Annotated in this window: 8 protein-coding genes and 4 tRNA genes; 1 reads left to right on the top strand and 11 read right to left on the bottom strand. The window is 60.7% G+C overall.

Features of this window, described 5'->3' with window-relative positions; genetic code table 11:
* The first annotated feature begins 10 nt into the window (after positions 1-10).
* Positions 11-3,289 (top strand): EAL domain-containing protein, encoded by a 3,279-nt coding sequence (locus tag DK870_RS24670; protein ID WP_161549931.1) that lies wholly within the window; start codon positions 11-13, stop codon positions 3,287-3,289.
* Positions 3,290-3,301: 12 nt separating this feature from the next.
* Here the strand turns inward: DK870_RS24670 and DK870_RS24675 are convergent, their stop codons facing one another.
* From DK870_RS24675 to uvrB, 11 genes are all read right to left on the bottom strand, one after another.
* Positions 3,302-4,471: a hypothetical protein gene (locus tag DK870_RS24675; protein WP_372241707.1), complete on the bottom strand. Its 1,170-nt coding sequence runs from the start codon at positions 4,469-4,471 to the stop codon at positions 3,302-3,304.
* Positions 4,472-4,685: 214 nt separating this feature from the next.
* Positions 4,686-5,648 (bottom strand): tRNA-dihydrouridine synthase, encoded by a 963-nt coding sequence (locus DK870_RS24680; RefSeq protein WP_060755794.1) that lies wholly within the window; start codon positions 5,646-5,648, stop codon positions 4,686-4,688.
* Between the two features lie 55 nt (positions 5,649-5,703).
* Positions 5,704-6,138 carry a thioesterase family protein gene (locus DK870_RS24685; protein ID WP_060755795.1) on the bottom strand — a complete coding sequence of 145 codons (435 nt, stop codon included), beginning with the start codon at positions 6,136-6,138 and terminating at the stop codon, positions 5,704-5,706.
* 40 nt (positions 6,139-6,178) lie between these two features.
* Positions 6,179-7,012, bottom strand: coding sequence for an alpha/beta fold hydrolase (locus DK870_RS24690; protein WP_161549934.1), 834 nt, complete (start codon positions 7,010-7,012; stop codon positions 6,179-6,181).
* A gap of 20 nt (positions 7,013-7,032) precedes the next feature.
* On the bottom strand, positions 7,033-7,572 hold the full coding sequence (locus tag DK870_RS24695; protein ID WP_060755797.1) for a TetR/AcrR family transcriptional regulator: 540 nt from the start codon (positions 7,570-7,572) through the stop codon (positions 7,033-7,035).
* 182 nt (positions 7,573-7,754) lie between these two features.
* Positions 7,755-7,830: transfer RNA gene (locus DK870_RS24700), tRNA-Glu, on the bottom strand.
* Positions 7,831-7,908: 78 nt separating this feature from the next.
* A tRNA-Ala gene (locus DK870_RS24705) sits at positions 7,909-7,984 on the bottom strand.
* Positions 7,985-8,034: 50 nt separating this feature from the next.
* A tRNA-Glu gene (locus DK870_RS24710) sits at positions 8,035-8,110 on the bottom strand.
* Between the two features lie 77 nt (positions 8,111-8,187).
* Positions 8,188-8,263 (bottom strand) — tRNA-Ala (locus DK870_RS24715).
* A 147-nt stretch (positions 8,264-8,410) separates the two neighbouring features.
* Positions 8,411-9,892, bottom strand: a complete 1,482-nt coding sequence (gene gltX, locus DK870_RS24720; RefSeq protein WP_060755798.1) for a glutamate--tRNA ligase — start codon at positions 9,890-9,892, stop codon at positions 8,411-8,413.
* A gap of 194 nt (positions 9,893-10,086) precedes the next feature.
* Entirely contained in the window at positions 10,087-12,102 is a 2,016-nt protein-coding gene (uvrB, locus tag DK870_RS24725) for an excinuclease ABC subunit UvrB (protein ID WP_060755799.1), read from the bottom strand.
* Between the last annotated feature and the right edge of the window lie 60 nt (positions 12,103-12,162).

Here is a 12,162-nt window from a genome sequence, read left to right on the forward strand (position 1 = left end):
CCCTCGAATAATGCGCAACCCCGTCGATTCCGTGCCACCCCTGCCCCGCATCTACGCCTTGGACCCCAAGGACGCCGAGCAAAGCTGGGACAGTGCGCCCCAACTGCTGGCAGCGCTCAACGCGGCGCGGCTGGGTGCGTGGTGCTGGGAGATCGACACCGGCCGCATCAGTTGGTCGCGGGGCACCCAGGCGCTGTTCGGCTTTGACCCCAGGCAACCGCTGCCCCAGGACCTGGATTACCTGGACCTGCTTGCACCGTCCGATCGCACCCGGGTGATACGGGCCTTCCATGCCGTGGTGGCGGGCGAGCCATTCGAGCAGGCCATGCATCACCGTATCCAGTGGCCGGACGGCAGCCTGCACTGGCTGGAAATCAGCGGCAGCCTGGCCCCGGACAAAACCGGCCGACGCCGAATGATCGGGGTGATCCGCGAAATCACCCAACAGCGCGAGCGGGAAACCGCCCTGAGCCATTCCGAAAAACGTTTCGCCACGCTGTTTCACCTGTGCCCCAACATGGTCTTGTTGACCCGCCAGGCCGACGGGCTGATCAGCGAGGCCAACCAGTATTTCGAAATGCTGTTCGGCTGGCCGGTAGCCGATGCCATCGGCCGCACCACCCTGGAACTGGGCCTGTGGCGTGACCCGGAACAACGTGAAACGCTGGTCAAGGCTACCCAGCGCAAAGGTGAACAGATCACCATGGAAGTGCAGTTCTGCGCCAGCAACGGGCAGATCCATGACGGCACCCTCAGCGCGCAAAAGGTCGAGCTGGAGGGCGAGGCCTACCTGATCAGCACCTTTCTGGACACCACCGAACGCAAAAACGCCGAACAAGCGCTCAAGGACAGCCAGGAACGCCTTGACCTGGCGCTGGACTCGGCACAACTGGGCACTTGGGACTGGCACATCCCCAGCGGCATGCTCTACGGCTCGGCCCGCGCCGCCCAACTGCACGGCCTGCCGCCCAAGCCTTTTCACGAGTCTTTCGACGCGTTTTTTGAAGGGATGACCGATGAAGACCGCGAGGGCATGCGCAACGCCTACCGCAGCTTGCGCGAAGGTCCGGAAGGCAACTACCAGATGACCTATCGCGTGCTGATGGAGGACGGCAGCCCGCGCTACCTGGAAAGCCGCGCCCGTCTCTATCGCGATGAAGCCGGCAAGCCCCTGCGCATGGCCGGCACCTTGCTCGACATCACCGATCAGGTGGAACGCGAACAACGCCTGACGGCCTCCGAAGAAAAGTTTGCCAGCCTGTTCCAGGCCAGCCCCGACCCGATCTGTGTCACTTACCTGGACAGCGGCGCCTTTATCGAAATCAACCCGGCCTTTACCCAAACCTTTGGCTGGACCGCTGCCGAGGTGATCGACAGAAGCGCCGAACAGATCGGCCTGTGGGACGACTCCAGCAAGCGCTTGCAACGCATCGAACAGGTGATCCGCGAACAGTCGTTAAACAATGTAGCCATCGTGGTCCACCACAAAGATGGCCAAAGCCTGACCTGCATGATTTCCAGCCGGCTGATCACAGTCGGCGACCAACCCTGCATCGTCACCACCTTGCGCGACATCACCCAGCAGCAACGCTCGGAAGCCGCCCTCAAGGCCAGTGAAGAGAAGTTCGCCAAAGCCTTTCACTCCAGCCCTGACGCCATTTCCATCACCGAGCGCGATACCGGCCGCTACGTCGAGGTCAACGACGGTTTCTGCCGTCTGACCGGTTACCGCGCCGAAGAAGCCATTGGTTTGACGCTGTACCAGATCGGCATCTGGGCCGACGAAAACCAGCGCACGGCGTTGCTGGCCGAGCTGCAGATCAAAGGCCGTATTCATCACCTGGAAATGCTCTGGCACAACAAGCGTGGCGATTTACTGGCCGTAGAAGTCTCGGTCGAGCCCATCACCTTGAATGAAACCCCGTGCCTGCTGTTGACGGCCCGGGACGTGAGCCTGCTGAAAAACGCCCAGGCACAGATTCGTCACCTGGCCTATCACGACCCGCTGACCAACCTGCCCAATCGCGCACTGTTGATGGACCGCCTGAGCCAGCAGATCGCCCTGCTCAAGCGCCATAACCTGCGGGGCGCCTTGCTGTTCCTGGACCTTGACCACTTCAAACACATCAACGACTCCCTCGGCCACCCTGTGGGCGACACCGTGTTGAAAATCGTCACGGCGCGCCTGGAAGCCAGCGTGCGCATGGAGGATACGGTGGCGCGCCTGGGCGGCGATGAGTTCGTGGTGCTGCTCAGTGGCCTGGACGGCACGCGAATGGAGGTCAGCGCTCAGGTACAGGAGCTGGCCGATACCTTGCGCGAATTGCTTTCGGAGCCGATGTTCCTCGATGGTCACCGCTTGCAGGTCACGCCGAGCATCGGCGTGGCGCTGATTCCCGATCACGGCTCCACGCCGGCCGACCTGCTCAAGCGCGCCGACATTGCCCTGTATCGGGCCAAAGATTCGGGGCGCAATACCACCCAGATGTTCCATAACAGCATGCAAAAAACCGCCAGTGAACGCCAGCGCATGGAGACTGACCTGCGCCTGGCGCTGTCACGCGGCGAGTTCAGCATGCATTACCAACCCCAAGTGGATGCACGGGGCAATGTGCTTGTCGGCGCTGAAGCCCTGGTACGCTGGCAGCATCCACAACTGGGCGCACAGTCTCCCAGCGAATTTATCAAGGTGCTGGAGGACAGCGGCCTGATCCTGGAGGTCGGCACCTGGATTCTCGATGAGGCGTGCGCCGCCTTTGCGCAGTTGATTGCCGAGGGCCTGATCGACCCGCTCAACTTCAGCCTGTGCGTCAACATCAGCCCTCGACAGTTTCGCCAGAACGACTTCGTTGAGCAGGTTGAGTACAGCCTCAGGCAACACCAACTGCCCTACAGCCTGCTGAAGCTGGAAATCACGGAAGGCATCGTGATCCAGAACCTGGACGACACCGTCGCCAAGATGCGTCGCCTGAAAAAACTCGGGATCAGTTTTGCGATGGACGACTTTGGCACCGGCTATTCATCGCTGACTTACCTCAAACGCTTGCCGGTGGACACGCTGAAGATCGATCAATCCTTTGTGCGCGACGCAACCCATGACCCCAACGACGCGGAAATCATCCGCGCCATTGTGGCCATGGCGCGCAGCCTGAACCTGAAGGTGATTGCCGAAGGCGTGGAAACCCCGGAACAGCTGGCATTCCTGCAACTGCTGGGGTGTCACGTGTTCCAAGGGTATCTGCATAGCCGGCCGTTGCCGATCGACGAGTTCCGGCGGTTGCTGGAATGAGCCCGGCGCCTGTCAAACCAGCTTCAACGCACGGAACCCCGTGTTCATCCATTCGGACGAAGCCAGGTCATGTTTTTGCCCGTAAAAGTCGAGCACACCGTCAATGACGACCACCGAATGGTGACCGTCCGCCAGCGTGCCGATGGCGCCTTTGGCCAATTCACTCACATCACTTTCCCGTAGATAACCAAACAGCCCCAGTCGGCGCAGGGCCTGCCCTGGAAATTCGCCATCGTTGAGCGTCTCCAAGGCGGCTGCATAGCTCTGGCCGGCACGGAAATCGTTGTTCTTCAACTGCGCACGCTTGGCACTTACGGCGTACAGGAAGTTGGCGTCGTCGAGCAGACGCTGGTCACTGCCGGCCAGCCCTGAGGCGGCCCTGGCTTGGTTGATCTCTTCATGGGTGAGCCGCAGGCTGAAGCTATCGCGCATGACCACTTCATACCCCCCAGGAATGACAGTGACCTGTCGGAAAATAGTTTGGGGGCTTTGTCCGAACCGCATCATTGCAGCCTTGATCGCCGACACCGTCACGCAATTACCCGGCGCCCCCTGGAAGAAGCCGCTCCACACATCTTTCGGTTTCTGGCCCGCCAACACCTTATGCGCTGCTGCACCCGTGCGGGGCTTGTCGGCAAACAACCTGTAACCATAACGGTCCCCCACCTGGCACGGGCGACCGTGGTCGTACCCCACCCCGCTCACCACCAGCGCACTGCCGAACTGTCGGGTGCCCATCACTGCCACTACCCCCTCGCCCATCATTTCGCTCGGCGATACCGACTGGGACAGGCCATACACGCCCATGCCCTGCAAGCACCGCAGGGTGGTTTCGCCCTGGAGTGTCTTGGCCAGTGCAACCTCGAAACCGGGGTAATCGCCGACTTGCTGCTTGCGCTTCACAAACACCGCCAATGCGAAGTTGGCCGCCCTGACCGCCTCACTGTCATCACCGCTGAACCTGGATGCCTGCGCTGCCTGCCTCAGTTCATCCTGCGTGACATGAACCTTGAATTCATCCTTCATCGTGACGTCATAGCCGTTACCCGAAGGCGTCACGTGCTCGAACATATCGGCAGGCGTGGGGCCCAGTATCGCCATCATCAGCTGGATCACGGCGGCGTGGGTGCTGCCGTCGAAGTGCTCACCAAACCGCCGCTCGGCGACTTTGAAGGTGTTCACGACAGGCTGCGTCTTCCCGGCAGCCGGCCCAGTGCAGGACATCAATTGAGGATGGGCTGAAGAAACAGCGGGGTTTAGGCTTGAAGCATTCATGGGCCAGATTCCTGAGGTGTATGCCCTGATGTTCGTGGAGTGACGCGCTGTTCGGTTCCAACAGTTACGTTTCACCATAAAAAAGGGCGCCAATGGCGCCCTTGCTAGAGGTGTCTGTGCGTTACGCGGCCGCGGCAGGATGCGGCATGCCCAACAACCGGCTGATCGCCACCAGCTCCGTCTCGCGACGCATCGCGGTGAATAGTTCCACCGCTTGCGGATAATTGCGCGTCAACATTGCCAGCCACTGCTTCAAACGGCCCGGCGCCTGGCGCTCGGTCAGTTGCGCCACCGATTGGCTCCAGAAGTCCTGGAGCATGGGCTGCATCTGCGCCCAGGTCATTTCCACGACTTCTTCGCCGGCCCGCGCGGCGGCGATCTGCCGTGCCAAGTCTGGGCGTGCTACCAGGCCGCGGCCGAGCATGATGTCCTCGGCGCCACTGACTTCGCGACAACGCCGCCAGTCTTCCACGCTCCAGATATCGCCGTTGGCGAACACCGGCACCTTGACCACGTCCTGTACTCGCGGGATCCATTCCCAGTGGGCCGGTGGCTTGTAACCGTCGGTCTTGGTGCGCGCATGCACCACGATATGCGCCGCGCCACCTTCGGCCAGGGCCGTGGCGCAGACCAGCGCGCCGTCCGGGCTGTCGAAGCCCAGGCGCATCTTGGCGGTGACCGGGATATGCGCCGGAACTGCACGGCGTACGTGTTCGACGATCTGGTTGAGCAGTTCCGGCTCCTTGAGCAGTACCGCGCCGCCACGGGACTTGTTGACGGTCTTGGCCGGGCAGCCGAAGTTCAGGTCGATCACCTCGGAGCCCAGTTCGCAGGCCAGGGCAGCGTTTTCCGCCAGGCAGACCGGGTCGGAGCCAAGCAATTGCACGCGCAACGGCACACCGGCTGCGGTGTGGGCACCGTGCAGCAGTTCCGGGGCAAGTTTATGGAAATAGGCAGGCGTGAGCAGGCGGTCGTTAACGCGGATGAACTCGGTCACGCACCAATCAATACCGCCCACGCGGGTCAATACGTCCCGCAGGATGTTGTCGACCAACCCCTCCATGGGCGCCAAAGCAATTTGCATGGGAAACACTCAACAAAAATCGTCGCGCAGTTTACTGGGTTTCCTGCGGCAACCGTTAACCCCCTGTCAGGGCGGGGCCATAACCTTCAAGAAACTCGACGGGCATGCGCTTGGGCTTGCCGCTGGACAGCTCGATACAGACAAAGGTGGTTTGCGCACGCAGCAGTGTCACGCCGTCGCGGGGGCGCACCAGTTGGAAACGACGGGTCATTTTCAGGCGCTGGTCCCAATCGACGATCCAGGTGGCCAGTTGAAGCTCGTCACCTTCATAACCCGCCGCCAGGTAATCGATCTCATGGCGGACCACGGCCATGGCACGATCCAGGCGACGGTACTCGGTGAGGTCCAGCCCCAGGCGCTGGGAATGACGCCAGGCGCAACGTTCCAACCAGGACACATACACCGCATTGTTGGCGTGCCCCAGGCCATCAATGTCCTCAGGGGCAACCTGCAGATCGATGATAAACGGCGTTGCCAAATCCCAGCCCATGGCCTTGCTCCAGTCGATTAATGTCGGCGGGAGCAGTGTATCAGGCGGTTTGCCGTGCCTGTAGATGACAACCGGCGAGCAGGCTCAGTACGCCGTCGATCACTCGGGGATCGGCCAGCACTTTCTGGTGCCCCCCACTTTCCAGGCGCAACAGCCGGCTGTCGAACCACGCCTCGTGGATGGCCTGAGAAGCCCTGACCGGCACGAACGTATCGTCTTCGGCATGCACGATCAGACCGGGCATATTCATTTGGTAGTGAGCGACATCCAGGTGCTTGATCGGCATGCCGAAGGCCCATTCGACCTCCTGGATAAAGGCTGAACGCGCCCGTGGCGGCAAACCGACCATGCCGGCGAACCCGCGCAGCACATCCAGGAAACGCGACGGCGCAGCGATACTGACCAACGCCTCGGTCCGCAGGCCCAATTGAACAGCCAGCATGGCACTGGCGCCGCCCATGGAATGGCCGATCACCGCATGCAGCGGTGGCAATTCGGCTGCGGCTTCCAGCATGGCGCGGGCAAACAGCAACACATGCGCTTCACGCCCCGGCGAACGTCCGTGGGCAGGCCCTTCCAGCGCGATGACCGAATACCCCTCGCGCACCAACGCCGTGATCAAGCTGGCGAACTGCGTGGGGCGCCCTTCCCAGCCGTGCATCAGCAAAACGGCGGGCCCTTGCCCCCATCGCAGCGCAGACAGGCCGAAACGCAAAGTAATGCGCTCAGATTCGGCCAGCAGCGGCAGTTCCCAATCACGCGCAGGCAGGTCACGCGGGGTCATGAAGATGCGACGCATCTTGCTTGCCACCGTATGCGGCGCCAAGCGGCCGACAGTGCGGTTGAAGCCACGAACCCAGGTCAGTGCGCCCATGTTGGAACTCCTCTCCTTATTTAGCGCACCGCCGACTTGGCTGCGCGTAACACACGGTCAGACAGCTCGCCCGGGCCCAGGGCACGCGCCAAGGCCAGGCCACCGATCATCAACGCCATGTCAGCCAGGGCTTTGTCGGTGTCTTCAGGACTGGCGGCCAGCTGCGCGGCCATCAGCTCCACGTGCTCATTCAAGGCATGGCGAAATTCGTCCGGCAGGCGGCTCATCTCACCGACGGTCGCCGGTATGGGGCACGCCTGGGCGGTGGAGTCGCGGTGTTTGCGCGACAGATAAAACGCCGCCACCAAACTTCTGCGCTCCTCACCCGTGAGCTGCGCATCCATATCGTCAATCGATGCACGCCGCCTCGCCAATAACTGGGTGAATGCCTCCAGCATCAGCGCGTCCTTGCTTTCAAAGTGCGCATAGAAACCGCCAACCGTAAGCCCGGCGGCGCCCATGACTTCACCCACACTAGGCTCGGCAGGGCCGCGCTGGATCAATGCAGCGCTGGCAGCTTGCAGAATGCGTTCGCGGGTTTGCGCTTTTTTATCACTCATCGTTGCCTCCCTCTCTCATGAGTTGAATATTATTACCATAATAATATTGCGCAAGCGACAGGCATGACCGCTGGTCAGAAGAGAAGATTGAAATAAAGGAGAGAGTTGGCTGAACGCCAGACAAACAAAAGGGCCATTCAATAATTGAATGACCCTTTAAAATCCCGCATAGCGGGTAATCGTGGCGTCCCCTAGGGGACTCGAACCCCTGTTACCGCCGTGAAAGGGCGGTGTCCTAGGCCACTAGACGAAGGGGACACAAACCTTCTGTACATTGATCAGTGCTGAGAACTGATCGATTCAAGGACGGTGTGGCCAGACCTTTAACCTGTAAATTGGTGGAGCTAAACGGGATCGAACCGTTGACCTCTTGCATGCCATGCAAGCGCTCTCCCAGCTGAGCTATAGCCCCGGATTTTTCGCCTCGCGGCGCAGCAGACCTTTCGAACTGCTTGTTGAAACTGGCGTCCCCTAGGGGACTCGAACCCCTGTTACCGCCGTGAAAGGGCGGTGTCCTAGGCCACTAGACGAAGGGGACAAAACCTTCTGAACAACTGATCAGTGCTGAGAACTGATCGATTCAAGGACGGTGTGGCCAGACCTTGAACCTGTAATTGGTGGAGCTAAACGGGATCGAACCGTTGACCTCTTGCATGCCATGCAAGCGCTCTCCCAGCTGAGCTATAGCCCCTCATCGGTGAGGACGGGGCGAATCTTAATGGCGGTTTGGAAGTGTGTCAAATTTATTTTCAACAATTTCCAAAATTTTTTGCCGGGATAACAACCACTTACCGGCGAAACCCCGGAAAACCTGGGTTTCGCCGTTACCACAGCCTGCTTAAGCAATCGCGACCAGCAGCTTTTCCCACTCTTTGTTTTCTTTCTTCGACACACCACCAAGCAAATCAAGGGCTTGGCGCAGACGGAAACGCGTGAGGTCCGGGCCGAGGATTTCCATCGCATCGAGCACCGACACCGAACTGGCCTGCCCGGTGATCGCGGCAAACATCAGCGGCATGGCATCACGCAATTTCAGTTCAAGGGATTCAACCACCGCCTGGATCGTTGCGGTAATCGCCTCTTTCTCCCACTGACGCAGGCTTTCGAGCTTCCACAGGATCAGCTGCATCAACTGGCGAACCTGATCGCCCGAAAGTTTCTTGGACTCGAACAGCTTGGCATCCGGGTTCACGCCACCGGCAAAGAAGAAGCTGGCCAGCGGTGCGACCTGGCTGAACGTCTCCACCCTGCCCTGCACCAACGGTGCGATCTTCATCATGTACTCGGGGTTCAACGCCCATTGCTGCACACGACTGGCGAACTCTTCCACCGGCAGATCACGCAGCCACTGGCCATTGAGCCACGACAGTTTCTCGATATCGAAGATCGGCCCACCCAGCGACACCCGGGACAGGTCGAAGTTGTCGACCATTTCCTGCAGCGAGAACTTCTCACGCTCGTCCGGCATCGACCAGCCCATGCGGCCCAGGTAGTTGAGCATCGCCTCCGGCATGAAGCCCATACGCTCGTAGAAGGTCACCGAGGTCGGGTTCTTGCGCTTGGACAACTTGCTCTTGTCCGGGTTACGCAGCAGCGGCATGTAGCACAACTGCGGCTGCTCCCAGCCGAAGTACTCATAGAGCAGGATCAGCTTCGGCGCCGACGGCAGCCATTCTTCGCCACGCAGCACGTGGGTGATGCCCATCAGGTGGTCGTCGACCACGTTGGCCAGGAAGTACGTCGGCAGGCCGTCGGTCTTCATCAGCACCTGCATGTCCATGCGGTCCCACGGGATCTCGACGTCACCGCGCAGCATGTCCGGCACTACGCACACGCCTTCGCTCGGCACTTTCATGCGGATGACGTGCGGCTCGCCTGCGGCCAGGCGCCGAGCCACTTCTTCTTTCGACAACAACAGCGCACGGCCATCGTAGCGCGGGGTTTCACCGCGTGCCATTTGCTCGGCACGCATCTGGTCCAGTTCCTCTGCGGTGCAGAAGCAGGGGAACGCGTGCCCCATGTCGACCAATTGCTGGGTGTACTGCTTGTAGATGTCGCTACGCTCGCTCTGGCGATACGGACCGTGCGGGCCGCCGACGTCCGGGCCTTCCGCCCAGGTAATGCCCAGCCAGCGCAGGGCATCGAAAATCTGCTGTTCCGACTCGCGGGTAGAACGCAGTTGGTCGGTGTCTTCGATCCGCAGGATGAATTCACCACCGTGCTGCTTGGCAAAGCAGTAGTTGAACAAGGCGATGTAAGCAGTGCCGACGTGGGGATCCCCAGTAGGCGATGGCGCAATGCGCGTGCGGACGGTGGTCATGGCAGGTCTCGAATGGGCGATAAAACTGAAAATTCAAACAAGGGGCGAATGGTAACAGCCTGGGTGATTTCTGGAAAACCGAGGGGATGCCATCGGGGGCAAGCCCCCTCCCACTCCGACCGATTTCCAACATGAGAATGCGGTCAAGGTGGGAGGGGGCTTGCCCCCGATGAGGCCGGCGGACTCAGCGCAAATCAGACAGCCAACAGCCGCTCACGCAACTTGCCAATCTCATCGCGTGTCTGCGCCGCCGCCTCAAACTCCAGATCCCGCGCCAATTGGTACATCTTCTCTTCCAACTGCCGAATACGCTTGGTGATCTCACTCGGCGAACGCAGTTCGTTCTCGTACTTGGCGCTCTCCTCGGCCGCCTTGGCCATCCCCTTGCGTTTCTTGCTGCGCGAGCCGGGCACAGTGGCGCCTTCCATAATATCGGCGACGTCCTTGAACACGCCCTTGGGCGTAATGCCATTGGCGAGGTTGAAGGCAATCTGCTTATCGCGACGCCGCTCGGTCTCGCCAATCGCCCGCTCCATGGAGCCCGTCATGCGGTCGGCGTAGAGAATCGCACGCCCATTGAGATTACGCGCAGCTCGGCCAATGGTCTGGATCAACGAGCGCTCCGAACGCAGGAAGCCCTCCTTGTCCGCATCCAGGATTGCCACCAGTGACACTTCCGGCATATCCAGGCCTTCACGCAACAGGTTGATGCCCACCAGCACATCAAAGGTGCCCAGGCGCAGGTCGCGGATGATTTCCACGCGCTCCACGGTGTCGATGTCCGAGTGCAGGTAGCGCACGCGCACGCCGTGGTCGGCCAGGTAGTCGGTGAGGTCTTCGGCCATGCGCTTGGTCAGCGTGGTCACCAGCACCCGCTCCTCCACCGCCACGCGCTTGTTGATCTCCGACAGCAGGTCGTCCACCTGGGTCAACGCCGGGCGGATTTCCACCTGTGGGTCGACCAGGCCCGTCGGCCTGACCACCTGTTCGATCACGCGTCCGGCATGCTCGGCTTCGTAGTTGCCCGGCGTAGCGGAGACGAAAATGGTCTGCGGGCTGATGGCTTCCCATTCATCAAAGCGCATCGGCCGGTTATCCAGCGCCGAAGGCAGGCGGAAGCCGTATTCCACCAGCGTTTCTTTACGCGAACGGTCGCCCTTATACATGGCGCCGACCTGCGGCACGCTGACGTGGGATTCGTCGATCACCAGCAAAGCGTCGGGCGGCAGATAATCGTAGAGGGTCGGCGGCGGCGCACCGGCTTCACGGCCCGACAAGTAGCGCGAGTAGTTTTCGATCCCGTTGCAGTAGCCCAGCTCCAGGATCATCTCCAGGTCGAAGCGGGTGCGCTGCTCCAGGCGCTGGGCCTCTACCAGCTTGTTATTGGCGCGCAAGTATTCCAGGCGCTCAGCCAGCTCCACCTTGATCCCCTCGATGGCGCCCATCAGGGTTTCACGGGGCGTCACGTAGTGGCTTTTCGGATAGAAGGTAAAGCGCGGCAACTTGCGGATCACCTCGCCGGTCAACGGGTCGAAAGCCGACAGGCTCTCGACTTCATCGTCAAACAGCTCGATGCGGATCGCTTCCAGGTCGGATTCGGCCGGGTAGATGTCGATCACGTCGCCACGCACGCGGAATGTGGCGCGGGCAAAGTCCATATCGTTACGGGTGTACTGCAAGCTGGCCAGGCGGCGCAGCAGTTCGCGCTGGTCGAGTTTGTCGCCGCGGTCGACGTGCAGCACCATCTTCAAATAGGTTTCCGGGCTGCCCAGGCCATAGATGCACGACACCGTGGTGACGATGATCGCGTCCTTGCGCTCGAGCAACGCCTTGGTCGCCGACAGCCGCATCTGTTCGATGTGGTCGTTGATCGACGCATCCTTTTCGATAAAGGTGTCGGACGACGGTACGTAGGCCTCGGGCTGGTAATAGTCGTAGTAGGAAACGAAGTACTCCACCGCATTGTTCGGGAAGAATGCCTTGAACTCGCCGTACAACTGCGCGGCCAGGGTCTTGTTCGGTGCCAGCACCAAGGTCGGGCGATTGATCTGGGCGATGACGTTGGCGATGCTGAAGGTCTTGCCCGAACCGGTTACCCCGAGCAGCGTCTGGTGCGCCAGGCCGGCCTCGATACCCTCGACCATCTGGCGAATGGCTTCCGGCTGATCGCCGGCGGGTTCAAAGCGGGTGACGAGTTGGAAATCCGACATAACGTACCTCGTGAAGTCACCCCCAGACTGTAAACCCGTCGAGGACGAAATAGACCACCC

Origin of the sequence: Pseudomonas sp. Q1 (assembly GCF_009935975.1) — a bacterium.
In the GTDB taxonomy this organism is placed as follows: Bacteria; Pseudomonadota; Gammaproteobacteria; order Pseudomonadales; family Pseudomonadaceae; genus Aquipseudomonas; species Aquipseudomonas palleroniana.